Source organism: Paenibacillus sp. JSM ZJ436 (assembly GCF_044383795.1).
In the GTDB taxonomy this organism is placed as follows: Bacteria; Bacillota; Bacilli; order Paenibacillales; family Paenibacillaceae; genus Paenibacillus_AQ; species Paenibacillus_AQ algicola.
Map to the genome: position 1 here is coordinate 1 of NZ_JBISEO010000014.1, position 26,440 is coordinate 26,440.

The following is a 26,440-nucleotide window of genomic DNA, read 5'->3' on the forward strand; positions in this document are numbered from 1 at the left end:
AACGAGACTTCAGCGCCTCGTCACCGAACCAAAAGTGGCTATCGGATATCACCGAAGTTCCTTGCTCGGATGGCAAACTCTATCTGTCCGCGGTGCTGGATGGTTACAACGGAGAGATCGTCGGCCTTGCCATGGACGACAACATGCGCAAGGAACTCTGCATCCAAGCATTTGAGAACGCGTGCAAGGCAAGAAACGCGCGCGGCATGATTGTTCACAGCGATCGCGGCAGCCAATTCACAAGTCAGGCATTCCGAGCGTGTTTGGCTAAACGCGGTGCCATTCAGAGTATGAGCGGCACAGGGCGTTGCTATGACAACGCAAGAATGGAAAGCTTCTTTGCTACGTTAAAGAAAGAAAAGTTGTATAAGATTAAAACCGAACACCACCCGATGGCGCAGATCAAATCGATCATCTTTAGATATATTATGACCTACTACAATAGACGGCGCATCTACACTACGAATCCAGGGGGCTGGCCCCCAACGATTTACCGTGAAAGAATGCTGTCACACGCAGCTTAGCAACAGGATTTCTTCATGAGTGTGTTTTCAGACTGCACTTTTCTTGACAACTCCAATCACATGCCCCTGAATAATGGCATCCAGCACTTGTCGCACCCCACGCGAGTGCGTGGATTGAAATGCGTAACTTTGAGCTCTGAGTAACAAAGGAGAATGATGTATGCAGGGCATCACGCAGCAGCACGTTACTAAATCTGCTAAATCGTCATTTAAGCCTAGATACAGAGGGAGTGCGATCTGCTATCACACCAAGCCAGACGTGTATTGTATTGTTTGAGGGGCGGCCGTTGTGGCTAACTAGTCGAAATCACGGATTTGTTTTGTCAGAATCGCTAATGATTTATAAAAGGTATGTCGCGAATCCTACGGTTGATATGACGTTTAAAACAAAATTCGCCTTTGTCTATAATCAGTTCTTTTCACCTGATCAGATGCGCTGGATCTTGTTTTATACTATAATGATAGCTGTTGTATCAGGCTGAAGGTCGTGATGTCATGCGCGGTGCAGCTCCCGGGTGCCCGGAAATTTTTAATGAGAATGAAACCGACCCATGAAAGGAAGATCACATTGACAATAGAACCACAAGAGAACGCCCTGCAGCCGGAGGACCGGTACAAGAAGCTCAAGGCGGATGCGAACCGAATGGCGGACTGGCGTACGCGGGTAAAGGCGATTGAGGAATTAGGTGCGCTGGATCACCCGCATGCGGTGGACGTTCTGATGCACCGCATGCAGCAGGACCCGGTATACCGGGTTCAGGTCGCTGCCTATGAGCAGCTGAAAGGCCTCGGCGAAGAGGTTCACAAGCCGAAGCCCAGCCCGGAAGAGCCGGTCAAAGGCTTGACCAAGATGCTCGTCCGCATTAAGAAGAGCCTGCCCAAGGATCACACCTACGAGCAGTTCAAGGACAAGCTGAACAAGATGAGAGCAGATGTCTATGACATCTATGAAGGTGAAAAAGGCGACGACTTTGATGCCTGGCTGGAAGCCAAATGGAGCGATTTGCGCATCTGAGGATAGGCCAAACCATATTTGTTTTCAGCGGCACTCCACCTGGAGTGCCGCTGTTCATTTTTGTAGGCAAAATAATCATATTTTTACAAGAAAGCGCTCACAATTACCGTTGACACTACAGAGATATTCGAATAATATACATTGTATACAATGAGTACTAAGTTAATTTCATAGCTTTTCTGACCTCAAATATCCGATGGGAGGGAATTGAAAAAAGTGAAAAGACAAACGAAAGTCTCGATTCAAGGAAGTGCCTGGCTGATAAACGGAGTCCCGACTTACAAGGGGAGAACATGGAAACATATTTCTATTGAAGGGCTGCTTATGAACAGCAGAATGGTTCAAGCAGTATTTGATGACCGCAATCCGGAAACAGCTGGAAGGTGGCGATACCCGGATACAGAAGTGTGGGACTGTGAACGCAACACGAATGAATTCCTGGATAACATGCAATCCTGGAGAGAGCATGGGGTCCTGGCTCTCACAATAAATCTGCAGGGAGGAAGTCCGGAAGGATACTCCCGTTTACAGCCATGGATCAATTCGGCATTCCATCCGGATGGAACTCTGGACCAAGCCTATATGAATCGGCTGGAGAGAATTCTGGATCGAGCGGACGAACTCGGTATGGTCATTATTCTCGGTTACTTTTATTTTGGTCAGGACCTTGTTCTGGCTAGCGAGTATGCTGTGAAACAGGCTGTTGTAAACGCTACCATGTGGGTCCATCAAAAGGGCTACACCAACGTGGTCATTGAAATCGCAAATGAATGTGACATCCTTTACCGTCATCCCATTATTTTAATGCCTCGAATACATGAACTTATTGAGCTGGCTAGACTCGTATCCCAATCACAATCACCGGGGGCTCCGCTGTTGATTGGAGCCAGCTGTTCAGGAGGCACCGTGCCTGCGAACCATTTGTTGGAGGTGAGTGACTTTGTCCTGCTGCATGGCAATTCCTGCAGCATGGAATGGATTTCTCGACAAATCGACTTGACGCGCTCTCAAACGGGGTACAGAGGGCAGCCCATTGTAAACAATGAAGACGATCATTTTGACTTTGATCAAGACAGAAATCACTTGTTAATTTCCATCGAGCGTTCAGTTTCTTGGGGATATTTTGATCCCGGGCAAAGTGACTATGAGGATGGCTATCAGTGCCCTCCGGTGAACTGGGGAATCAACACGGCGAGGAAGAAGCAGTTTTTCGAGAAGATCAAAGAGATTACAGGACATCGATGACTACTTCATCCGGAAGGAGGTGAGGGTCCGGGACACCAATCAGCTGTGATCGACGTGAAATTCCATGCATCATGAAGCCGCCTAAAGTGAAAAGTCACTGGACTGTTCAAATTCTAAAAAGTTGGGGGTTAAACAATGCAATACCTTCAAACTATGATTGTGAACCCGCAGCTGGATATGCTTCAGGATGTTGAGGCTCTCGAAGAGCTGTCAGACCGCACCGCAAAAGCGGCTCAAATCTTTATTTCCATGCTGCCTATTATTTTGGTATATCCTTTTCTTCAAAAATATTTTGTGAAGGGGATCGTGCTTGGTTCTGTGAAAGAATAGATTCTACAGCACTCAGTGAGAAAGAAGGCGGGGTTCATGATGAAGTTGATTGATACTCACGTTCATCTAGGAGTATCCAAGTTCTCGGGAGTGGCAACGACCGAAGCCGATATTATTGATGCCATGAAGAAGTACAACGTAGAAACGAGCCTGGTCATGCCGCAGCCTACGCTGGAAGACATTGAGGAAGTACACCGAAGAATAGCCCGCTTCTCTGCGGCGTATCCCGGAAAAATATACGGCATGGCTGCGATAGATCCATGGCTGGATGAGGAGCGTTTTGATTCCCAGGCACAGGAATGCTTCGAGCAGCATCATTTTGTTGCGATCAAGCTGCACCCAATGGGCCATAATATTTCTCCGTTATCCCCGCGGTGTGATCAAATCTATGCGGCGGCTCGAAAATATAAAGTGCCTGTCATTGTGCACACAGGGATCGGGAATCCATTTTCACTTCCCTCATTAATGATCGAGCCAGCCCGCAGATTTCCGGATGTTCCGATCATTCTCGCCCATGCTGGCTTTGCAGTTTACACCGATGAGGCCGTCGTGGCAGCAAAAGCATGTGAGAACATCTATCTTGAGCCATCCTGGTGTCCAACGTATACGATCAAGAAGATGGTGGATCACATTGGGGCAGAACGAATGATGCTGGGGTCAGATCATATTTCCAACCTGCCGATCGAGATCTTGAAGCTGCAGACCATCGGAATTACAGAGCAGCAAATGGAACAAATTTTGTATTCTACACCGAAACAGCTCTTTCACATTTCATAAGATAAGGAGTCCTCCTACATGTCAACTTACCATATCGCAGTACTCCCCGGAGACGGGATCGGTCCAGAGGTGACCGACTCTGCAATCCGCGTGCTGAAGCAGGTGGAGAAGCTGTATGATTTCTCGCTTGAGCTTGAACCATTTGATGCAGGTGCCGAGCGCTTTCTGAAGACAGGCGTAACGATGCCGGAGGATACCTTCAAGCATTGCAAAGAAGCAGATGCCATTCTTATGGGAGCCATCGGGCTGCCGGAAGCACGGCATCCAGACGGAAGAGAAGTGAATGGTGATGTCATCTTTCGGCTTCGCTTTGACCTTGATTTATACGCAGGTGTAAGGCCGTGCCGTCTGTATGAGGGAGTCACAAGTCCGCTGAGAGATGTATCCAAGGGGCTTGATTACGTCATTGTCAGAGAGAATGTTGAAGGGCTGTACGCCTCCAGGACTGGGGGATGCAATGTTCGCAACGAGGTGGCCACGGACACAATCATCATGACAAGAACCGGAATCTCCAAAATTTCCGAGTTTGCCTTTAAGCTCGCCCAAAAAAGAAATGGCAGACCTCTCGATGGAACCTCAATGGTCACCTGTGTAGATAAAGCGAATGTATTGAGCTCTTACGCCTATTTCCGCAGCGTCTTTAATGATATAGCGGATCGGTATGATGATATTTCACGAGATTATGCTTACGTGGATGCCATGACCTTATATCAGGTGCTCTGTCCTCATATGTTCGACGTTGTCGTTGCCGAGAATATGTTCGCAGATATCATCTCTGATTTGTCATCCGCTACGATTGGGGGGCTGGGCATGGCTCCCTCCGGTGATATTGGAGATCATCATGCGATGTTTCAGCCTTCTCATGGAACGGCTCCGGGCATTGCAGGCAAAAATATAGCAAACCCTGTAGCGACCATACTATCGGGTGCCATGATGCTGGAATGGTTAAGTGAACGTCATAACGACCCTATGCTTGCCAAAGCGGCCGTTCATATTGAGCAGGCTGTGGAAGCCGTGCTGAGCAAAGGATTGTTCAAGACCGCCGACATTGGAGGCAAGTCCGGGACGGAGGAAGTGGGTAATGCGGTTGTAACCGCTCTTATGCTATAGTGGAAATATCTAAACTTATCTTCCGGAAGGATGACCACTATGCAGCTTCAGTCTTATGATACGCTGGATCACACTGTCTACACTCGCCTTAAAGAGATGATTATAAACAAGAAGCTTCAACCTGGTGAACTGATTGTACAGAACCAGCTGTCCCAATGTCTTGGTGTCAGTCGTACCCCGCTTCGCAAGGCGCTTGCTCAGCTGGAGAAAGAAGGGCTGCTGGCAGGCACCCCCAAAGGCTGGTACATTAAAGAGTTTACCAATGAAGATATGATCTCCGTGTTTCGAATTCGTGCGCTCATGGAGGGACTGGCGTGCAGGCTAGCTGCACCTAAGATGGAGTATGCAGATATTGTGTACCTGAAGACCTTATTTGAAGAAGGCTATCGTCAGGTAAGAGACCGGAAAGCACAAGCCTATTATCAGGCAGATGTTAGATTTCATAAATTCATTACAGACGCGACCCAGGATGCGATGCTGATTCAGACCATCGAGAACAACAAGATCATTATGACGAGTCAGGTTCAGGGACTATACAGAGATCCTGAGGAGACGATTGTCGAGCACATGGATATCCTAGACGCTTTAACGAAGAAAGACGGAGAAGCTGCAGAAATGCTTATGCGTAAACATATTGAAAAGGCAATACCGTTATTGGAGAGCGGGGAATTTTCGATTTATAAATAGGCAGGTGTGTTGAATTGAAATGGAGCAGCTTGGAGGAAACATTTGAATTTAGTTGTATACACTGTACACTACATTCATTATTTTTGAAGGGTGAAGGCCCAATACTAGAGTATGCGGATTATATTTTACAGGATGATTTCTTTAATCGTATTGAAATTACTCACATCGCAGACAAGTTGGTCCGCAGGGAGTTTACTCATAGAGCGCGTATTTGCAGGGTAAACCGTTCCTATCTGATGCAGCCTGTTATCTTTGGCAAGAAACTGAACCCGCACAGTCAACTTCTGGAGGAGAGAAAACGTTCTTTGCACGAAATGAATCTCTGTCTGGAAGAAGCAGCAGAAATAGAAGCAGATACGGTGCTTTTTTGCAGCGGACCCAATGATTCCGAAGACGAAAAAGTCGTAACACAAGCATATGTTGACTTGATTGAAGCTCTTTCTGAGAGGGCAAGCGTGCTCGGCCTCAAGTTATTGCTTGAACCGTTTGATGACAGGGTGGACAAGAAGAGATGGATTGGATCAAATGAAAGGTTGAAGCTTCTTATGGAGGAGACCAAACACATCCCCAATTTTTCATTAGTAGCTGAGTTAAGTCATTTCCCGCTGTTGCATGAAACTGTTGCCAGTATGATGGAAGAAATAGGGAATCACCTGGGTCATGTGCATATTGGTAATTGTGTTCTTACGCAAAGCGATGCTCGTTATGGTGATTCCCATCCATATTTCGGGTATCCCCAAGGCTGCAACGATGTAAATGAGGTTGCAGACTTCTTTTACAGCTTGACAAAGGTTGGATACCTTGGAGCGGACAGAGCAGGGAGTGTCGGAATAGAAATCATTCCGCAGCAGGATGAACGCATTGTTGATGTGTTGATGAATGCTAAACGTACCGTCCGTAAAGCTTGGATTAATGCAAAGCATCGCTTAAATTCGGAGGGCATAGTATGAAGCTAAAGATGGCTTACTATGCAGATGATTTTACTGGTGGCACAGATTCCATGCAGATGCTGGCCAATGCCGGATATAAGACCATGCTGTTTTTAGAGCTTCCTTCGGCTGAATGGCTGAAAACCAATCATCCTGAATTGGAATGTATCGGGGTGGCCGGAGTTAGTCGCTCCATGGACGCTGATCAAATGGACAGAGAGTTACGGCCCTGCTTGCACGAGCTCGTTTCATTAAATGCGGATATTCTTCATTATAAGATATGCTCCACCTGTGACTCCTCAGAGACGATCGGAAACGTGGGGAAGGTTATGGAATGGCTAAGGCCGCTCTATCCCGACCAACCGTTCATTCCGTTCCTTGCAGCCTCTCCCGAGCTGGGGCGCTACACCGTATTCGGACATCACTTTGCCGCCTGGAATGATATCATCTATCGGCTGGACCGGCATCCGGTTATGGCGAAACATCCTGTAACACCGATGGGAGAAAGTGATCTGAGGCTGCACTTCGCTCAACAAACGAGGCTGCGATGTGGACAACTCAATATATTAGATAATGAACGTCACGATGATCTGACGGAGGTCTGTACCCATCTGGCTAAAGACGTGGACTTTGTGATCTTGGATGCGGTTAACCAGGAGCATATGACCCGAATCGGTCGTTTACTGCGCAAAATGTCCGCCCGTGCTCCGCTGTGTACCGTCGGCTCTTCCGGCATTCAGACCGCCTGGGCGCTGGGTTCTCCATCGCATCAGGTTCATAATTCGGCGGTAACCATTCCGCCCCGGCCGACGCTCGTGCTCTCCGGCAGCTGTTCGCCAACGACGAGGCAGCAGATGGATGCGGCTGAGCAGCATGGCTTTAGAATGGTCAGGCTGGAGGTCCACCAATGGCTGGAGCATCCAACAATAGAAGAACAACAGACGAACGATCTGATATCCCTGTTACAGGAAGGACACAGCGCTGTTGCCTATACGGCATCCGGACCTGATGATGAATCCATTCCCCAGCTTCGCGACAAGCTTGCTCAGCATGGATTAAAGGCTGCGGATTCCGGGGAGTTCATCGGCCGCCGGCTCGGGTCCATTGCCAAGCGCGCAGTAAAAGAGGCGGGGATTCGCCGGTTGGTGCTTGCTGGAGGAGATTCATCTGGCTTTGCTTCCAGAGAGCTCGGTGTTACCGGGCTTCAAATGCTGTGGTCAGTGAGTCCTGGAGCACCGTTATGTCATTGTTATTCAGAAGACCCGGAGATTGACGGGATGGAGCTTGCTCTCAAAGGAGGACAGCTGGGTCATGTTCATTATTTCGAGAGTATCCGCAGCGGAACATGATGAGAGGTGAAGGGAACATGAATAAGCAGCTGAGAAACGAGCTTGTGCAAACAGGAAGATATCTACTGGATCACCAGTTAACCTGGGGGAACTCTGGTAACTTGAGTGCGCGGTCTTCGTCAGAGGATATGCTGATCACGGCTTCAGGCACGGAGCTGGGCCATTTGGACGAGGATCATTTTGTAAAGGTTTCCTTACACGACGGCGAGTGGTCATCAAGCTCCAAGCCCTCCAAAGAACTGCCGATGCATAGGGCGGTGTATCTAGCTCGGGACGATGCCCATGCGGTCATCCATGCGTCACCCTTCTGGTCGACTTTGGCGGCTTGTTCAAGCTTGGAAATCCCATCCAATCTATTTGTTGAGTCGATGTATTATGTAGAGAAGATTGCGTATGTGGATTATGTTCACCCAGGCTCTCTTGAGCTGGGAGAAGCTGTAGAGCATGCTGCAGCGGAAGCAGAGGTGATCATGCTTCGAAACCATGGTGTGATCGTCTTCGACCGCAGTGTGAAGGAGGCCGTGATGCGGCTTCAGACACTTGAAATGACTTGCCGGCTGTTGGTTACAGCCCTGCAAGCCAAGCTTTCATTACATGAGCTGGATGCATCGATGGTGGAGGATTTTTTGAACAATGCCAACTACAAACCAAGAATGAATAGAAAAGTAGGTAAACGAAATGGACAATAACTTCAGAGGAGTTATGGTAGGTGCCGGTTTTTTTGCAGACATTCAGTTAGAGGCCTGGGCATCGGTACACGGCGGCGGCGTTGTCGGGATCTATGATCAAGATTTTCAGAAAGCACAGCATATAGGTCACAAATATGGGATTGAGGTCTATTCTTCATTTGATGACATGCTAACCTCGGTCAAGCCGCACTTTATAGATATATGCACACCACCGGACTCGCACAGCTATTATGCCAGATTAGCTGCGGATGCAAGTCTGCCGATTCTGTGTCAGAAGCCTTTGTCTACGACATTAAAGGAAGGCAGAGAACTGGTACAGTACTGTAAAGAGCGCCGGGTCCCTTTGATGATCAATGAGAACTGGCGCTGGCAGGCTTGGTATCGCGAGATCAAAAAACTGATAGATGCTAAAGCCTTGGGTGAAGTATACACAGCTTATTTTTCCATGCGTCCTGGAGACGGATGGGGCAGCAATCCGTATGCCATGCAGCCTTATTTCAAAGAGATGGAGAAGTTTCTGCTGTTTGAGACCGGGGTTCATTATATTGACACGTTCCGGTATTTATTCGGTGAGATGGAGAGTGTGTATTGCAGAACCAGAACGATTAATCCCGTCATTAAAGGTGAGGATTTTGCAATTGCACAGTTTCACTTTGATAATGGTATAACTGTAATTTACGATGCTAATCGAACCACTTATAAAGAACATGAACGATCTTTGACCTACGGCTGCATGACGATTGAGGGAACCGGAGGCAGTTTGAGGCTTCAAGAGGATGGAAGGTTGTTTTATACAGCTCGGGGCGGTACAGAGCAGGAGCATAAATATCATATTCCTGCGAATGGCTGGAAGGGCGGGAGTACGATCGCGACACAGCAGCATTTTATCGACGGCTTGGCGGGGAAATGTACATTTGAAACGTCCGGGGAGGATTACCTGATTACCTTCGAAACGGTGTTTGCTTGTTATCAGTCAGCCAGCAGTAATAAGGCGGTATCTTTGCTCCCGCGAACGGTCGCCACGTCTCCAATCATAAATCATTCCCAATAGCAATATATTATAACGACGGCGGCTTCGATTACAGAAGGCCGCCGATTTTATGATCAAAAGTATGTTGTTTTAAAATTATTTTCCCAAAATTATGGTTGAGACGGCGGATTCACTGGTATACTGAAGAGCATGTGGAATGAAATTTGCAAGGAGTGATCATTTGAGAAGACATCAACCTATGTCATTTGACGATTTGCTGAAGGATTTGAAGGGCGAGAAGGAGAACGCGGATAATCCCGCTCAGGTCCCGCTCAGTCAGCTGTTTAATGATTCATTTATGCGCCGGCACACCCGGCATGAGAGCTTTGCCGCTTTCAATGAGAAGGGCAAGTTCGAAGTGACGACCTACGAGGACGTGGATCAGATTCCAGAAGAGCTGTTCGAGCGCCATATTGCCCGCGAAACGAACTTCAAGAACTGGGATGAAATGCTGAACACCGCGCAAAAAGAGCATACCGCCTAAACGGCTCCTGTCTTTACGAAAAGCCCTTCATTGTCAAAATGAAGGGCTTTTCGTGCAGCGTTTCATCGTCAAAAGGTCATCTTCATCTTGCGGTAGGCTGTCGGTACAACCCCCTGGCGTTCACGAAAAATACGTGAGAACGTCTTGTACGACCCGTACCCTGATTCATGCGCGATCTCGGTCATGCTCATCTCAGTAGACCCCATCAAGCCGATGGCATGGCGAATGCGAAGATCATTTAAGAGCTCCAAATAATGCTGTCCCGTCTTTTCCTTAATGACCTCGCTAATTCGGGAGACACTCATGGCGAATTGCTTTGACAGCTCTGCCAGTGTCAGATCTTCTCTTGTATAATTCTGCTGAAGGTAATGGATAATGTGCCAGGCAGCCCGCGTCTGACTGGGGATCGCTGGGGCGGCGGAGCGGCTGTGCTTGCTTCTGCTGCGGTGAAACAGAATGAGCGCTTCCATCAGCTTGATGGCGAGCCGGGTGGAGCGCCCCCAGTTGTTCCCTTGATACTCCTTATGCATCTCGGTCATGATCCGTTTGATCTCTGCTGCGCTGTGCTCGTCAAATAAGTAATAAGGCGCAGCACCCTCGGCTTCAATCAAGCGGCCAAGTCCTTCGCTGCCGGTAGAAAACGGAGAGGGCTGCAGCAAAAAGTCCATGCCGAAATTGCAGTTATACAGCACCAGCTCACTGCCGGGATCCGTGAACAGCTCATGGATCTGATAAGGCAGGACGAAGGTAAAGGTTCCTGGCAGCATGGGATGCTGCACCCCGTTAATCGTTTCATAGCCTCTGCCCTCCACCACATAGGAGAATTCCAAAAAATCATGCCGATGTGCACGGTAGCCGGCGGGCAGCCGATTCAGGCTGAAGTGCACAGGCAGCGCAGTATGCATATTAGGAAATGATGTAATGTATTGCGGAATTCCTGTCATGATGATCTCCTCGAAAATCTGGCATATAATCCGAAAAAAACGGTACGCGTTCTCTTTGAATGTATTCTATCATGATAAAGAGAAACACAGGAATTTACCGTATTGGAGGATGAGAAGCATGAGCTTGAGCAGCAAAATCCGTCTGGGCGTGATCGGGGCCGGCAATATCGGCGGTGTACATGTCCAGCAGTTTGCCAACCTGTCAGAGCTGTGTAAAATACAAGGAATCACGGACATTGTTCAGTCGCGGGCGCAAGCGCTTGCAGCACAGCATAGTATCCCGAATGTGTATACTTCGGCAGAAGCATTAATTCAAAGTGAAATCAGATGCGGTTTGAGGCCGTGGCCTCGCAAATCAAGGAGCAAGTGGAGCGGGGCGAGCTGGGGCGTATCTACACTGCGAAGACCGGGTGGTACCGCCGCAAGGGCATTCCCGGCTGGGGAACATGGTTCACACAGATGGAACAGTCCGGGGGTGGCCCTTTGATCGATATCGGCGTCCATATGCTCGATCTGGCCTTGTATCTGATGGGCAACCCGAAGCCGGTGTCTGTCTATGGAGCGACCTATGCCGAATTCGGGCCTGACCGGAAGGGAATCGGCAACTGGGGGACACCGGATTGGAACGGGATTTATGACGTCGAGGATCTGGCCACAGCTCTCATTAAGATGGAAGACGGCAGTACACTATCGCTGGAGGTCAGCTGGGCGGTTCATTCGGACACGGATAATACGCCGTTTATCCGCCTGATGGGCAGTGATGGCGGAGCGACCTATCGCGGTGCGCAGGGAATGCTGCATACAGAGAAATTCAATCGCCCGCTCGATTCTGAGCTGCTCAAGCCGGAGCAGGATGAAGGGGAGCGCATGCGGCTTAGCCGGCATTTCCTGGATTGCATCGGCTCTGGCCGTACGCCGATCAGCTCGGCACTGACCGGCCTGACCAACAATCTTGTACTGGATGCCGTGTACGAATCGTCCCGCACGGGCAACGAAGTGAAGCTGAATTGGGATGTGTAGGCTGGCAAGGGCAGACATCGTTCAACAGAAGAGGAGGAGACGCAATTGATTAAAGGATTGTCGCGCGCAGGAATAGGGGATGTGGGAGATATCGAAGCATTTGCTGAAAAAGCGGCGAAGCATGGCTTTGAAGCAATAGATGTCAGTGGCAAAGAGCTTCGTGAGTGGGTTGAGCGTCGAGGCCTTGAAGCTGCGCAAGAAACGCTGAGGAAGCATGAGCTGAGAATCGGCTCAATCGGGCTGCCGGTCGAGTGGCGCGCCGACGAAGCATCGTTCCGCGAGGGACTGGTCGAGCTGGCACGAGATGCGGAAGCCGCCGCTGCTTTTGGCTGTACAGCATGCTGCACGTATATCCTGCCGTCCACCGACCAGAACGCGGCTCACTTTATGGCGCTGGCCACCCGGCGCCTCCGCATCTGCGCAGAGCTGCTCGGTGCCTATGGCATCTCTTTGGGTCTGGAATTCGTAGGCCCGCATCATCTGCGTACCCGCTGGGCGAACCCCTTCATCTGGACGATGGAAGAGACGCTTGATTGGATCGCCGCGATCGACAGGCGCAACGTGGGCTTGCTTTTTGACGCGTATCACTGGTATACCACCGGCGGCACGAAGGAAGATATTCTAAGCCTGAGGGCGGAGCAGATCGTCCATGTGCATCTTAATGACGCAAAGCCGTTGCCTGTCAGCGAAGTGCTGGACAACGACCGTCTCTATCCGGGCGAGGGCGTTATGGATCTGCAAGGCTTTTTGCAATCCCTGAATGTGATCGGGTATAAGGGTGTCGTGGCGCAGGAAATTCTGCTTCAGCAGTCTCCGCCGGACAGCAGTGATACGCTGATCGCCCGTTCGGCAGAAGGCTTCAGGCACGTATACCGGGCCGCCGGACTTCAGTAAGCGAGACTGAAATCTATAAGGTAAAGTTTGCACCGGCGCGCGCCGGAACTGTGCGCAGTGCTTTCATAGACAGACAAACACCTTCAAGCTGAATCCTGCTAAGCAGCAGGACTTCAGGCATGAAGGTGTTTTGCATTAGGTGCACCGTGCTGTAACGATGACTGTTCCGCCTCAATCGCGCGGGGAACTGCGCGTGGTGTGGATCAAGCCGGAAATTCTGCATGGTGGGGTGTGTAAATCGTGTCGAGAACTCTGCTTGGAGCGGAAGTCGAGCTGAGAATTCTTCGTGGTGTGGAAATATCGTGCCGAAGAATCTGCGTGGTGTGGAACTTGAGCCGAGAACTCGGCGTGGTATGAAAGTCGAGCTGTTTACGCAGTGTCATATTTTGTACACACGGCCCAACGGTCAGCTAGGCGTCATCAAAAGCGCGTACCGCACAAAGCGAAGTTTTAACGGACAGAGCTGTACATTAGAGCCTATCAAAACGATGGAAATAACCTGTACGACGCCTAATTTTAGGATATGAGCAATTAAGCGTTTGATATGAAGTGTTTTCGCGCTAAAAGTATTCTTACTCCACATGTAAAGAACTATATTATTTCCCTGTAGTATCTCTATAATAGAGTAGTTAACATGTCCCCTCCACACCTCGGCATAGAGTTGACTTCCGTAGTCTGGAGATGACGAACCTATCCACCAATAAATCCGCGAGGCGTCTTGCGTGTCAGATGTATAGGTCTGGCACTTCAGGCTGTCCAGGAAAAACAAAAGGAGACAACAATATGCCTAAAGTCGTTATTACCGGAGGCAGTGGGATGCTGGGCCGCTGGGTCGTTCGACACTTTTTGGAGCATGGGTATGAAGTGTTAAACGTAGATACAAAACAGCCGGAGGAGGCGTTATGCCGGACACTACTTGTGAATTTGGAGGATCTGGGCGAAACCTATAGCGCGCTGGCCGGTGCGGATGCTGTTGTGCATTTGGCGGCGGTGCCTGCGATGAACATCCGCACCCCGGAGGTTACCTTTCGCAATAATGTGATGTCAACCTATAATATTTTGGAGGCTGCAGCGAATCTCGGTATTACGAAGGCCGTGATTGCGTCTAGCGAATCCTCTTACGGGATCGTTTTTGCCGTGCATCCATTTGCTCCGCAATATGTTCCGATGGATGAGCTGCATCCGCAGCTGCCCCAGGACAGTTATGGCTTGTCTAAAGTCGTGAATGAGCAGAATGCAGAGATGATTCATCGCCGGACCGGGATGCAGGTCGTATCCATGCGTCTTGGTAATGTGATTCCGCCGGAATGGTACGAGCGTTTCCCGTCGTTCATTCATCGTCCTGAAGCCCGCGAGCGAATCCTCTGGAGCTACATCGACACCCGTGATGCAGCAGAAGCCTGCCGTCTGGCCGTAGAGACAGATGGGCTGGGAGCGGTGGCGTTGAACATTACCGCGGATGACACCAGCATGGATATCCCAAGCCGGGAGCTGATGCAGGCTCGCTATGCCGAGGTAACCGACTTCCGGACAACGCTGGACGGCTATGAGACCCTGATGGACAATCGCAAGGCCAAGCGCCTCTTAGGCTGGCAGCCGAAGTACTTCTGGCGCGAGCAAATGCCGCAGAAGTAGGACTTGGCAGCGCCAAGACCTGCCTTCCGTGGTAAGGACCTGTGAGGGCAAAGAGGCGAGTTATCGCCCTTTGCCCTTCAATTGCCGCGGCTCGCACTCTCGAATGCGGCTCGCTCGCACGCAGGCTCGCGTTCTCGAACACGGCTCGCATCCCACGCTGGCTCGCACTCTTGAACCAAGCCTCGTATCTCATACTGTCTCGCGCTCTCGGATGCGCCTCGTACCTCATACTGTCTCACGCTCTCGAACACGCCCCATATCCTACATTGGCTCCTGCTCTAACGGTTGCCACAGCGCTTATTGTTAGCTAATCGGCAGCAAACTAATTCTAACGGTTGTGAGCGTGCTTAATTGGTGGAATAGTTGCTCTAAAGCACCCAAATGACCGAAATAACTCGTCTGGCAACCGTTAGATTCAAAGTAACCATGAATTAGCCCTTTTAGCACCTGTGGCAACCGTTAGAATTGTACTTGTTAGCGCTCCAACAATCGCGACTCGCACAACGTGTGCAAGCTGCCAGCTTGCACACGCCTCGCATCTCACACTGTCTCGCGCTCTCGGATGCGCCTCGCATCTCACACTGTCTCGCGCTCTCGGATGCGCCTCGCATCTCACGCTGACTCGCACTCTCAAACAACGCCTCGTATCTCATACTGTCTCGCGCTCTCGAACACGCTTCTTATTCACGCTGTCTCCCGCTCTGGAACACGACCCCTTTCCCACGCGGGCTCCTGCTCTAACGGTTGCCACAGCGCTTATTGTTAGCTAATCGGCAGCAAACTAATTCTAACGGTTGTGAGCGTGCTTAATTGGTGGAATAGTCGCTCTAAAGTATCCAAATGACCGAAATAACGCGTCTGGCAACCGTTAGATTCAAAGTAACCATGAATTAGCCCTTTTAGCACCTGTGGCAACCGTTAGAATCGTACACGCTACGTGCTCCCAGAATCGCGACTCGCACAACGTGTGCAAGCTGCCAGCTTGCACACGCCTCGTATCTCATACTGTCTCGCGCGCTCGAACACGCCTCGCATCCCACGCTGGCTCGCAATCTCGAACACGCTTCGCACCCCACGTTGGCTCGCAATCTCGAACACGCTTCGCACCCCACGTTGGCTTCCGCTCTAACGGTTGCCACAGCGCTTATTGTTATCTAATCGGCAGCAAACTAATTCTAACGGTTGTGAGCGTGCTTAATTGGTGGAATAGTCGCTCTAAAGCATCCAAATGACCGAAATAACGCCTCTGACAACCGTTAGATTCAAAGTAACCATGAATAAGCCCTTTTAGCACCTGTGGCAACCGTTAGAACTACGGAGAGGACGTGTAGTCGGGAAAAAGCGAAGAGCCCGCCCCAACAGCAGCCCCAGAGCCTCCGCCCGCACTGAAGTCACGATAGCTAACGCACACATAGCGGTGCACCGCTGCCACAAGCCCACCTCCTCATGTTACAGAGGAGGCGGCTTTTTTACTTGTGTCCGCATAAAGAACGTCTCGCAGGCGGACTCTAAGGAAAACCATTGTGGAGGCTATGACCATGAACAGCATCAAGAGATGGAGTGTGGCAGCAGCGGGGGTTCTCCTGCTGGCAGGCTGCGGCAATACAGCAACCGATTCAGCTCAGGAGGTCCGCCAGGATCGGGAGGGTGGAGGCCCGCAAGCATACAGCTACGAAGGCAATAACAGCTCCCGGATGGGAGACCTCGGAATGGACAGCAGTCCACAGCCAGGCAGCGACTCTCAGCATGCTCGTGCAGGCTCGGAGTCCGAATATGGTCAGGTTCCCGTGATGCGTCATGCCGGCAAAGAATATGTGGACGTGCAGCAGCTGACAGAGCTACTGGGGTACCGGATGCGAACCAAGGGGGGCACCGTCCTCATCGGCGACACCGGTCCGGAATATGAGCTGAAGTCCCGCGAGGCGCAGGCGCTCAGACAAGGGGAGACGGTGAGCCTGAGTGAAGCACCAGAGACGATTGAAGGCAAGCTCTGTCTGCCTGTTGGCGTGGTGGAAGAGCTGTTCGGGCAGGATATGGCGCTGCAGTTCGCAGAGGGACAGCTGCGGGCAAAGGTGATTGGGGAAGAAAAAACCTCGGAGAGCGCGGAAAGCACAGAAAGCACGGAAAGCACAGAAGAGAACACTCTCGAGATGAAGCAAACCGCACGCCATGACGCATACCGCTTTCAGGAGGACGAAGCAGGCGGGCTGCGTATGAACCGAACCGGGGATGATGATGCCACTGGAGGCAATCTACAGGCACAAGCCGTAAGCGGCGGTGCGGACAAGCTGCTGGCTACGGCAAAAAAATACCTGGGCGTGGAGTATGTTTTTGGCTCAACCTATCCCGAGGACAAAGCATTTGACTGCTCCTCTTACACACAGCATGTGTTCAAAAAGCACGGCGTTTCGCTCCCGCGTACTGCACGCTCGCAGAGCAAGGTAGGAAAAACCGTAAGCCGCAAATCGCTGCGCAAAGGCGACCTGCTCTTTTTCCGTGTGCCTGGCCGCTTCAAGTCTCAGAACATTGCCGGACATGTTGGCATTTATATGGGGGATGGCATGATGATCCACGCCCTGGATGAGCCGAAGGACGGCGTACAGTACCGCAGCATAAATCTGCCATTCTGGGAAGAGAACTTTCTGTGGGCCAAGCGGGTAAGCGAATAGCTCCACCGGCACTTTACCCAAGCCCGTGTGAGCGCCTGAATAGCTCCACCCACACTCTACCCAAGCCCGTGCGAGCGCCTGAATTGCTCGGGGGTAAGGCCCTCCAGCTTCTTGAACACTGTGCAGTAATAGCTTGCGTGCTCGAAGCCGGACTGTTTCGCAATGTCCTGAATTCTAAGGCCGGGCTGCTGGAAGATCAGCTGCTTGCTGCGGTTGATCCGCTCCCGGTTTACATATTCCATGGGCCGAAGGTCCATGGCGGTCTTGAACAGTGAGCATAAATACTGGGGAGTCACCTGAGCTTGGTCCGCCAGCTGCTGAATACTCAGGGGCTGGTGGCAATGCTCTCTGATGTACGACAGCACGGGCTGCAGCCGTTCGGCATGCAGGTGGATCTGGTGGCGGCTCGTCGATAGCTGCTTCGGCAGATCCAGCAGGAAGGCGTAGAGCTGCTTCGACGCTGCGGCAGCTTCAAAAGGCTCCTGATCGGCAGCGCGTACAATGGGGGACAGCCCCCGGCTGAGTCCGGCAAAATCACTGACGAGATACACCCCGGAATGATGAACGCCGGCTTGCTCCAGCAGCGGCCCGCAAAGTGTCCCTTCAAAAGAAATAAACTGCATTCCCCACGGCTCTTGTGTGGCCTCATAGCGGTGAGGCTCATCGGGAAACAGGCAGATCGCCTGTCCCGGCTTCACGGCGTAGGAATGGCCGTTCACGTACAGACGGCCTTCCCCGGTGAGGGGCAGCAGCCACTGATAGGAGACGAAGCCCTCGGGACGCCGGACCGGGTCCTGGTGCGTCCATTGTCCAGAGCTGGTCAAGTACAGGGGCAAATGCCTGTCGCGCTCAGTCACCAGAGCGTAGAAGATGAAATCCACGTTCATAACCTTCTCTCATACTTTCATATTTTTAAAGTGTATTGAAAATTGTTAAATAGAACTGCATTCCTGATCTGCTCTATAATCTGAATATAATGATATTATAGCAGGGAGTGGAGTAATGTGAGCAAATCTGTAGCAACCAAGCACAAGCTGAATTATACCCCGCCCGAGAACGGGTATCCGGAGTGGAACAACAATCCTGAAATTTTTCAGGTCGGGCGCTTGGAAGCGCATACGGCCTTTACCGCGTACGATTCGCTGGAGCAGGCCTTGCAGAAGCGTAATGAATCATCCAGCCGCTTTTCGCTAAACGGCAATTGGAAGTTCTCTTGGGCGAAGAACCCGGAGAGCCGCGTGCAGGGCTTTGAGTCTCTGGATTATGACTGCAGTACTTGGAAGGAGATTCCGGTGCCGTCGCACTGGCAGGTACAGGGCTACGATTACCCGCAGTATACGAATGTCCGATATCCCTGGATTGAGCAGGAGGAGCTGAAGGCTCCGTTCGCTCCAACCTTGTACAATCCGGTCGGCTCCTACGTCACCACGTTCACTGTGCCAGAGGCTTGGAAGAATCAGCCGGTATTTATCAGCTTTCAGGGCGTCGAATCGGCCTTTTATGTTTGGCTGAACGGAGAGCGGGTCGGGTACAGTGAGGATACGTTTACGCCGTCGGATTTTGACTTGACTCCTTATATCGTGGAGGGGGAGAACAAGCTGGCTGTCGAGGTGTACCGCTGGTGTGATGCCAGCTGGTTGGAGGATCAGGATTTCTGGCGGATGAGCGGTATTTTTCGGGAGGTATTTCTGTATACGGCACCGAATGTGCACATCTACGATTTTCGTGTAGAAGCCGGATTGGATGATGCTTATCAGCATGGCCATCTCCAGGTGAAGCTTCTGCTTCACAATTACGATGAAGGAGTGCAGGAGGGAATTACTGCAAGTGTGCAGCTGTATGATGCCAAAGATCAGCCGATCTGGCAGGAGCCTGGAATCCTGAAGGCCAGCGGCGGAGCGTGGAGCGCGCAGCAGCTTCAGTATGAGGCAGAGGTAGCGTCACCAGAGCTCTGGAGCGCGGAAGCTCCCGCGCTGTACACGCTGGTCATCCACTTACAGGATGCTGCAGGAGAGACGCTTCAATATGTGAGCAGCCGCACGGGCTTCCGCCGCTTCGAGATTGAAGGCAACCTGATGAAGCTGAACGGTCAGGTCGTGGAGTTCAAGGGTGTCAACCGCCACGAGTTCTCTTCTACTAAGGGCCGGGCCATCGGCTACGAGGAGATGCTGGCGGATATCAAGCTGATGAAGGCGTACAATATCAATGCTGTGCGGACCTCCCATTATCCAAACCATCCGGACTGGTATAATCTTTGCGATGAATATGGTCTGTACGTGATCGACGAGGTCAATCTCGAAACCCACGGCTCGTGGTATTACAAGCAAAAAGAGCTTCTCGATACCCTGCCGGGCAGCCGCCCGGAGTGGCGGGACAACGTGCTGGATCGCAGCCGGTCGATGTTCGAGCGCGACAAGAATCACCCGTCTATACTGATCTGGTCGCTTGGCAATGAGTCCTTCGGGGGCGACAACTTCCTGCATATGTACGACTATTTCAAGCAGGAGGATCCATCCCGCGTAGTGCATTATGAGGGTGTGTTCCACTATCGTCCCAGCGAGGCGGCTTCAGATATCGAGAGCCATATGTATTCCCATGTGCGGGTCATTGAGGAATATGCTGCGAATCAACCGCCGAAGCCGTTCATTTTGTGTGAGTACAGCCATGCGATGGGGAACTCCTGCGGGGGCCTGAGCACGTACTGGGAGCTGTTCGACCGCTATCCCGTGCTGCAGGGCGGATTCATTTGGGACTGGATCGATCAGGGCATTCAGACAACAAACCAAGAAGGAGAGACGTACCTCGCCTACGGCGGTGACTTTGGAGAATCGCCTCATGACGGAACGTTTTGCGGAAACGGGTTGATTTTTGCAGACCGGACGGTATCGCCGAAGCTGTACGAGGTTAAGAAGTGCTACCAGAATGTCCGCTTCAGCGCAGAGGATCTCAAGAACGGTGTAATTACGGTGAGCAACCGGAACCTGTTTACAGATCTGGCGGCGTATGATTTCAAGTGGACGCTGGCTATTGACGGCATCGTGAAAAAAGAAGGCACAACGACTCTTTCCGCCGCCCCGGGTACAGCCGTCTCCATCGAGCTGAAGGAAGCCGTGGAGGCCGCGGCCGCTTGGGGGGATCAGGGAGAGGCGGTTCTGACCGCTGCTCTTCTGCTGAAAGAAGATACGCCGTGGGCTCCCGCCGGCCATGAAGTGGCCTTTGAGCAGTTTATCATGCCGGTTACAGCGGCTCCGGTCATCACCCGTCTGACTCCGGAAGGAGCCCTGAAGACGTCTATGGAAAATGGAGCCTTAACGGTTCATGGCGAAGGGTATGCGGTACGCTTTGACCTGGCAACCGGCGAGCTGGTGTCTTACGCAATCGGCGATCAGGAGCTGCTGACGAAGGCGCCTGTCCCGAATTTCTGGCGCGCGCTGATCGATAATGACCGGGGGAACAAGCTGGAGGAGCGCAGCTCCATCTGGCGCACGGTCAGTCAGGAGCGCACCTTGCAGAAGCTCACCTACAAGGAAGGGGAGCATTGCGTCCGCGTTCGGGTGCAGTATAGCCTGCCTACCGTGCCGGAATCCTCCTGCATCATCCAGTATGAGGTGCAGGATGGCAGGATCGACGTCTCCCTTCATCTGACGCCGGGAGCCGGACTGCCAGAAATTCCGGAGGTTGGACTCATGCTGGAGCTGGACGGCTCCTTTAATGAGCTGGAATGGTACGGCAAGGGACCGTTTGAGAACTACTCCGACCGGAATACCGGCGCCAAGCTGGCTCTTTATTCCGGCAAGGTCAGCGAGCAGTGGGTTCCGTATTTAAGGCCGCAGGAGTGCGGCAATAAGACGGAGGTGCGGCGGGCTGTGGTGCGCAGCCAGGAGGGTGCAGGCCTTGAAATCACCGGGTCTCCCAAATTTGAATTTAGCGCACTGCCGTATACGCCGCTGGAGGTTGAGGACAGTGACCATGCCTATAAGCTGCCGCAACCCAGCAAGACCGTGGTCCGCATCATGGGCAAGCAGATGGGCGTCGGCGGGGATGACAGCTGGGGCGCCCGCCCGCATCCCGAGCATGTGCTGCATGCCAACCGCAGCTATAGCGTGAGCTTTACGCTTCGGGGCTTTGTGTAAGCCAAGGCCCGTGGACCCCGAAAAGCTATAGCTCCCGATCACACCCGCGGAGACAATCAGGAAGAGCAGGACGTTCAGGGGATTGATCCTGGCGTCCTGCTTATTTTTGTATCCCGTTTCCATGAAATGACCATTAAATTGATACTCGGCTATTTAACCTAAAACCGAACAATAAGACTATGAAATGACCATAACGTTCATTCATTGTTCCTATTATCGACTTATTTCAACATGAATAGACCCTTGAAAGCTCCAAAAACTAAATTCAGCTTTGACAACTTCCTCACAATCCAATAGGATGATAGATAGAAGAAAGAGCAATCAATTAGGAGGCTTAACACACGCAATGAGAAAATCCTGGTCTATGATTCTAACCTTGGTACTGACATTTGGCTTGCTGGCAGGCTGCGGAGATAAACCTGCGGAGCAGACAGCAGCTGGAGATACCGGCAATGCCGGAGAGAAGAAGCGGATCGCGCTCGTGCTTCCGGAAGAGATTGGTGTGAACCCGTTCTTTGCTTTGATGGATGAAGGCTTGAAGAAGGCCGGTGAGGATTTCGGCGTGGAAGTGAAGACGATCGAATCTACAGACCCGGCTTCGATTGAAAGTAACCTGCGAACAGCGGTTGCCGAGCAGTATGACCTGATTATTACCTCGACGTTCCAGATGGAGGATGCGCTCAAGAAGATCGCACCGGAGAACGGAGACGTTCCATTTGCGATTGTAGATACCGTCGTTGACCTGCCGAATGTACGGAGCGCGGTGTTCCGGGAGCATGAGGCGGCTTACCTGCTGGGCGCCGCTGCAGGCCTTGCGACACAAACTGGCAAGGTAGGCAATGTGGTAGCGGCCGATATTCCGATCATGCACAAGTACATCAAGGGCTTTGAAGAAGGCGCGAAGTCGGTTCGCCCGGATGTAGAAATCTTCGTTAACTATGTCGGCAGCTTTACAGATCCGGCGAAAGCGAAGGAGTTTGCATTGCTGCAGCATTCCAAGGGCGCGGACTTCATCGCGGCCATGTCAGCAGTCGGCGATTTGGGTGTGTTTGAAGCCGCGAAGGAGAAGGGCTTCTACACCTCCGGACAAGATACGGACAATACGGGTACGGACCCGGAGCATGTCGTCCTGTCCCAGCTTAAAGGGGTGGACGCTGTGACGTATGAGACCGTGAAGGATTTTGTCGAAGGCAGCTTTACCTATGATGTGAAGGATTATGGCTTGAAGGAGAAGGGTGTAGGCCTGACTTACGTGACTCACGAAAGTGAAACTCCGCTGAATGACTTCATCGGACAAGATGTGATCGATCAGCTCAAGACGATTTCCGAGGACATCATTTCCGGTAAGATCACCGTGACGAATGCATTGCAGCAATAATATACAGGGCTAGGCCGACCGGCTGTCGATGGCAGCCGGTCTTTCATTCATGTAAGCGAGGGAGGAGACACGTTCATGCTGCTCGAAATGGATCACATTACGAAAAAATACGGCGATTTCAACGCCAACCGCGGCATTGATTTTTCCCTCCGGCCGGGCGAGGTGCATGCCATCGTCGGGGAGAACGGAGCAGGCAAGACGACGCTGATGCGGATTTTATACGGCATGGAGCAGCCCACCTCCGGCACCATCCGGATTGATGGCAAGGAGGTCTCCTTCAGCAGTCCCCTGGATGCCATGAAGCAGGGGATTGGCATGGTGCATCAGCACTTTATGCTGTTTCCTTCCTTTACGATTGCAGAGAATATTGTCATAGGCAGCGAGCCCGGCAAAAGCGTGCGCTTTGACCGGAAGCAGGCTTCCGCCATTGTGCAGCAGCTATGTCAGCAATACGGAATGAAGGTAGATCCGGAAGCCGTGGTGGGAAGCAGTGCTCCCGGTGTCCAGCAGCGGGTCGAAATTTTGAAGGTGCTGTATCAGGGAGCGGAGGTCATCATTCTCGATGAACCGACAGGGGTGCTGACTCCGATCGAGGTGCAGGAGCTCCTGTCTGCCATCAAGCTGCTCACCAAGCAGGGCAAGAGCTTCATCCTGATCAGCCACAAGCTGAATGAGGTGCTGGATGTGGCGGACCGCATTACGGTGCTGCGGGACGGTGCGGTAACCGGTACTGCCATGAAGGGAGAAACCGATGCCAGCCAGCTGTCCCGAATGATGGTGGGGCGTGAGCTCAAGGAGCTGAACCGGACCCCGGCAGCACCGGGACAAGAGCTTCTGGCCCTGACAGATGTAACACTCCGCCAGAAGGCTGGCAAGCCGGTGCTGGATCAAGTCCATCTCCATGTGCGGGCTGGAGAAATTGTCGGGATCGCCGGAATTTCCGGCAACGGACAGTCCGAGCTGCTTCAGGTCATTTCCGGCCTGCTGCAGCCGGACGAGGGCCGCATCATGCTTAATGGTTCAGAAATTACAGGCCAGTCGATCCGAAGCATTCGGGATCAGGGTCTGGCTCATATTCCTGAGGACCGGTACGTTTGGGGAGCGAACCGCGAGGCTACTGTGCTGGATACCGGATTGATGGGACACCAGCGCAGGCTGCAAACAAGGGGATTCATGAAACAGAAGGACATCCGTCAGATGGTATCCCGCTGGATCTCCAAATTTTCGATCAAGACCGGCTCTCTGTCCACGAGTACGCAGTACTTGTCGGGGGGGAATTTACAGAAGCTGATCGTGGCCCGGGAGCTGGAGCAGGATACCCCGTTTCTCATTGCTGCAGAGCCTACACGCGGCGTGGATATCGGTGCGATGGAGACCATTCACAGCGAGCTGCTGAAACGCCGCGAGCAGGGGAGCGGCATTCTGCTCGTATCCTCCGAGCTGACCGAAATTATGAAGCTGTCGGACCGTATTCTGGTCATGTTCGAGGGGCGCATTGCCGGGGAGCTTCGGGCAGAGGAAGCGAGTGAGGAGAAGCTGGGGCTTTTGATGGCGGGAGGAACGATAGAATGAAACAAGGATTAAGACTTTTCGCTCCACTTCTGCAGCCGGTCGCGGCCGTGCTTGTCGGTCTGCTGGTAGGAGCGGCAGCGATTCTCATTGCCGGTGGAGAGATCTGGACGACGTATGCCGAAATGTGGAAGGGAGCCTTTGGCAGCTTCTACTTTGTTACGAGCACGCTCGCAAGATCAACACCGATTATTCTGGTCGGGCTGGGGGCTGCATTCGCATTCCGTGCAGGCTTCTTTAATCTGGGCGCTCCGGGACAGATGATCTTCGGCGCGCTTGCCGCCTCGCTGACCGGATTGTACCTGCCGGGACCGGGCTGGCTAATCTGCATTGCGGCTATCCTTGCCGGTATTCTGGCAGGAGGGCTATGGTCGGTGATGGCCGGCTATTTCGATGCACGCTTTGCGGTGAATCTGCTCATTTCCACGCTGCTGCTGAACTATATTGCCGATCTGTTTGCGGGATACCTGGTGAGTTATCCGCTTCGTGATACGTCCGGTTCTGCGGCGATGGCTCAGTCCGCCATGCTCGACAGCAGCGTATGGCTGCCCAAGCTGTTCCGGGGCATGCCGCTGCACATCGGTTTTCTGTTCGCAGCCTTGCTCGCTGTAGTCATTTATGTGCTGCTAAAACGCACAAGAGTAGGGTATGAGGTGCGGATGCTGGGCGGCAACCCGCTGTTTGCACTGTACGGCGGCATTAACCGCGGGACGATGATGCTGGGTGCCATGTTCTTTAGCGGCGGCCTGGCAGGACTAGGAGGCGCGGTTGAAGTGCTGGGCTCGCAATACCGTTACATCGACGGCGCGCTGACTTCAGCGGATTATGCCTGGACCGGCATCATGGCGGCCTTGCTTGCCCGCTCCAATCCGGTGGGCACACTGCTGGCAGCCGTATTCCTGGCCGCGCTGCAGACCGGTGCCATGGGTGTCGAGCGTAACACCGAGGTGCCGCTGGAGGTTGGAGCGATTATTCAGGCTGCCCTGATCTTGTTCATTTCAGCACAGTTTACGTATGATTTCTGGAAGCGCAAAAGGGGGAGCAAGTCACATGGAACAGCTGTTTGATCTCGCACTGCTGAATACGGCCCTCCGTGTTCTGGCTCCTATACTGCTGGCGGCGCTGGGGGGCGCACTATGTGCGCGTGTCGGTCTGTTTAATGTCGGGCTGGAGGGGTTCATGCTGCTCGGTGCCTTCGCGGCGATTGCCGGCAACTATTTCTTCGGCAATGTGCTCCTGGCGATTCTTTTTGCCGTGCTGGTCGTGCTCCTCTTCTCACTGCTGTTCGCCTATCTGTCCATCCACCTGAAGGCGAATGTCATTGTTGTCGGGATCGCGATGAACGCGCTGGCAGCGGGTCTGACTACATTCAGTTTACGGGCGATTTTTGACGTTAAGGGTGCCTTCTATGATAAGGAAATGGTCGGTCTGCCTAAATGGGATATTCCCGTACTGGAGAGCGTCCCCGGGCTGGGGCCGATTCTTTCCGGGCACACGCCGCTCGTGTACCTCGCGTTCCTCGTGGCCGGGCTGATGTGGTTCTACTTCTACCGCACGAAGAACGGCTTCCGGTTTCTGGCGTCAGGAGAGAATCCGCTGGCGGCATCCAGTCTTGGGATCCGGGTGCGGCGTTACCAGTACGGGGCCGTTCTTGCGAGCGGGGTGCTGTGTGCGCTAGCCGGTGCACAGCTCTCCTTGGGCCAGCTGACCATGTTCACGGAGGGCATGACCGATGGCCGCGGCTTTATCGCGCTGGTTGCAACGATGCTGGGACAGTCCGGTCCGCTGGGCGTGACGGCGGCAAGCCTGCTCTTCGGCTTTATGGAAGCCCTGAGCATCCGCTTTCAGGGCCTTGCACTGCCGACCCATTTTACACAGATGCTTCCGTATCTCGTCACCATTGCTGCCATGTTCTTTTTCAAAGACAAGAGCTTCCTGAAGGATGCCCAGAAGCAGGGCACCAGCTCGCGGTAAACATCGGGACGGGATATGATACAATACCAAGGACACGACATTTTGTCCCCGAAAG

23 protein-coding genes and 1 pseudogene are annotated in these 26,440 nt (G+C 52.3%); 22 read left to right on the plus strand and 2 right to left on the minus strand.

Going from position 1 to position 26,440, the window contains the following annotated elements:
• From ACH6EH_RS15840 to ACH6EH_RS15895, 12 genes are all read left to right on the plus strand, one after another.
• Positions 1-524: IS3 family transposase (locus tag ACH6EH_RS15840; protein WP_397333031.1), on the plus strand; the 524-nt coding region annotated here is incomplete at its 5' end.
• Positions 525-1,098: 574 nt separating this feature from the next.
• Positions 1,099-1,539, plus strand: coding sequence for a HEAT repeat domain-containing protein (locus tag ACH6EH_RS15845; protein WP_397333084.1), 441 nt, complete (start codon positions 1,099-1,101; stop codon positions 1,537-1,539).
• A 324-nt stretch (positions 1,540-1,863) separates the two neighbouring features.
• Positions 1,864-2,784 carry a hypothetical protein gene (locus tag ACH6EH_RS15850; RefSeq protein ID WP_397333032.1) on the plus strand — a complete coding sequence of 307 codons (921 nt, stop codon included), beginning with the start codon at positions 1,864-1,866 and terminating at the stop codon, positions 2,782-2,784.
• A 135-nt stretch (positions 2,785-2,919) separates the two neighbouring features.
• Positions 2,920-3,114: a hypothetical protein gene (locus tag ACH6EH_RS15855; RefSeq protein WP_397333033.1), complete on the plus strand. Its 195-nt coding sequence runs from the start codon at positions 2,920-2,922 to the stop codon at positions 3,112-3,114.
• Positions 3,115-3,150: 36 nt separating this feature from the next.
• Positions 3,151-3,891 (plus strand): amidohydrolase family protein, encoded by a 741-nt coding sequence (locus ACH6EH_RS15860; protein ID WP_397333034.1) that lies wholly within the window; start codon positions 3,151-3,153, stop codon positions 3,889-3,891.
• Positions 3,892-3,909: 18 nt separating this feature from the next.
• The gene (locus ACH6EH_RS15865; RefSeq protein ID WP_397333035.1) at positions 3,910-5,001 is read left to right on the plus strand and encodes an isocitrate/isopropylmalate dehydrogenase family protein; all 1,092 of its coding nucleotides are present in this window, start codon (positions 3,910-3,912) and stop codon (positions 4,999-5,001) included.
• Between the two features lie 39 nt (positions 5,002-5,040).
• Positions 5,041-5,688, plus strand: a complete 648-nt coding sequence (locus tag ACH6EH_RS15870) for a GntR family transcriptional regulator (protein ID WP_397333036.1) — start codon at positions 5,041-5,043, stop codon at positions 5,686-5,688.
• Positions 5,689-5,702: 14 nt separating this feature from the next.
• On the plus strand, positions 5,703-6,638 hold the full coding sequence (locus tag ACH6EH_RS15875; RefSeq protein ID WP_397333037.1) for a sugar phosphate isomerase/epimerase family protein: 936 nt from the start codon (positions 5,703-5,705) through the stop codon (positions 6,636-6,638).
• Entirely contained in the window at positions 6,635-7,966 is a 1,332-nt protein-coding gene (locus ACH6EH_RS15880) for a four-carbon acid sugar kinase family protein (protein ID WP_397333038.1), read from the plus strand. The genes ACH6EH_RS15875 and ACH6EH_RS15880 overlap by 4 nt, the downstream gene beginning before the upstream one ends.
• 17 nt (positions 7,967-7,983) lie before the next feature.
• Positions 7,984-8,655, plus strand: a complete 672-nt coding sequence (locus ACH6EH_RS15885) for a class II aldolase/adducin family protein (protein WP_397333039.1) — start codon at positions 7,984-7,986, stop codon at positions 8,653-8,655.
• Positions 8,645-9,706 (plus strand): Gfo/Idh/MocA family protein, encoded by a 1,062-nt coding sequence (locus tag ACH6EH_RS15890; protein ID WP_397333040.1) that lies wholly within the window; start codon positions 8,645-8,647, stop codon positions 9,704-9,706. Before ACH6EH_RS15885 ends, ACH6EH_RS15890 begins: the two co-directional genes overlap by 11 nt.
• A gap of 160 nt (positions 9,707-9,866) precedes the next feature.
• Positions 9,867-10,169, plus strand: coding sequence for a hypothetical protein (locus tag ACH6EH_RS15895; RefSeq protein WP_325053182.1), 303 nt, complete (start codon positions 9,867-9,869; stop codon positions 10,167-10,169).
• A 68-nt stretch (positions 10,170-10,237) separates the two neighbouring features.
• Here the strand turns inward: ACH6EH_RS15895 and ACH6EH_RS15900 are convergent, their stop codons facing one another.
• A complete protein-coding gene (locus ACH6EH_RS15900) occupies positions 10,238-11,113 on the minus strand; it encodes a helix-turn-helix domain-containing protein (RefSeq protein ID WP_397333041.1) in 876 nt (291 codons plus the stop codon).
• A gap of 118 nt (positions 11,114-11,231) precedes the next feature.
• On the opposite strand from ACH6EH_RS15900, the pseudogene ACH6EH_RS15905 reads away from it, so the two are divergent.
• From ACH6EH_RS15905 to ACH6EH_RS15925, 5 genes and pseudogenes are all read left to right on the plus strand, one after another.
• Positions 11,232-11,375, plus strand: a pseudogene (locus ACH6EH_RS15905) (Gfo/Idh/MocA family protein); the annotation flags it as partial.
• 80 nt (positions 11,376-11,455) lie between these two features.
• Positions 11,456-12,133, plus strand: a complete 678-nt coding sequence (locus tag ACH6EH_RS15910; RefSeq protein ID WP_397333042.1) for a Gfo/Idh/MocA family protein — start codon at positions 11,456-11,458, stop codon at positions 12,131-12,133.
• Positions 12,134-12,178: 45 nt separating this feature from the next.
• Positions 12,179-13,027 (plus strand): sugar phosphate isomerase/epimerase family protein, encoded by an 849-nt coding sequence (locus ACH6EH_RS15915; protein ID WP_397333043.1) that lies wholly within the window; start codon positions 12,179-12,181, stop codon positions 13,025-13,027.
• Positions 13,028-13,810: 783 nt separating this feature from the next.
• Positions 13,811-14,662, plus strand: coding sequence for an NAD-dependent epimerase/dehydratase family protein (locus ACH6EH_RS15920; protein WP_397333044.1), 852 nt, complete (start codon positions 13,811-13,813; stop codon positions 14,660-14,662).
• A 1,538-nt stretch (positions 14,663-16,200) separates the two neighbouring features.
• The gene (locus ACH6EH_RS15925) at positions 16,201-17,331 is read left to right on the plus strand and encodes a C40 family peptidase (protein WP_397333045.1); all 1,131 of its coding nucleotides are present in this window, start codon (positions 16,201-16,203) and stop codon (positions 17,329-17,331) included.
• Between the two features lie 56 nt (positions 17,332-17,387).
• Here the strand turns inward: ACH6EH_RS15925 and ACH6EH_RS15930 are convergent, their stop codons facing one another.
• Positions 17,388-18,218, minus strand: a complete 831-nt coding sequence (locus tag ACH6EH_RS15930; protein WP_397333046.1) for an AraC family transcriptional regulator — start codon at positions 18,216-18,218, stop codon at positions 17,388-17,390.
• Positions 18,219-18,335: 117 nt separating this feature from the next.
• On the opposite strand from ACH6EH_RS15930, the gene lacZ reads away from it, so the two are divergent.
• The 5 genes from lacZ (at position 18,336) to ACH6EH_RS15955 (ending at position 26,385) form a co-directional block, all read left to right on the plus strand.
• Positions 18,336-21,464 carry a beta-galactosidase, LacZ type gene (gene lacZ, locus ACH6EH_RS15935; protein WP_397333047.1) on the plus strand — a complete coding sequence of 1,043 codons (3,129 nt, stop codon included), beginning with the start codon at positions 18,336-18,338 and terminating at the stop codon, positions 21,462-21,464.
• 346 nt (positions 21,465-21,810) lie between these two features.
• Entirely contained in the window at positions 21,811-22,842 is a 1,032-nt protein-coding gene (locus tag ACH6EH_RS15940) for a BMP family protein (RefSeq protein ID WP_138224829.1), read from the plus strand.
• 75 nt (positions 22,843-22,917) lie between these two features.
• Entirely contained in the window at positions 22,918-24,414 is a 1,497-nt protein-coding gene (locus ACH6EH_RS15945; RefSeq protein WP_397333048.1) for an ABC transporter ATP-binding protein, read from the plus strand.
• Positions 24,411-25,478: an ABC transporter permease gene (locus ACH6EH_RS15950; RefSeq protein WP_397333049.1), complete on the plus strand. Its 1,068-nt coding sequence runs from the start codon at positions 24,411-24,413 to the stop codon at positions 25,476-25,478. The genes ACH6EH_RS15945 and ACH6EH_RS15950 overlap by 4 nt, the downstream gene beginning before the upstream one ends.
• The gene (locus tag ACH6EH_RS15955; RefSeq protein ID WP_138224832.1) at positions 25,462-26,385 is read left to right on the plus strand and encodes an ABC transporter permease; all 924 of its coding nucleotides are present in this window, start codon (positions 25,462-25,464) and stop codon (positions 26,383-26,385) included. The genes ACH6EH_RS15950 and ACH6EH_RS15955 overlap by 17 nt, the downstream gene beginning before the upstream one ends.
• Positions 26,386-26,440: the final 55 nt, after the last annotated feature.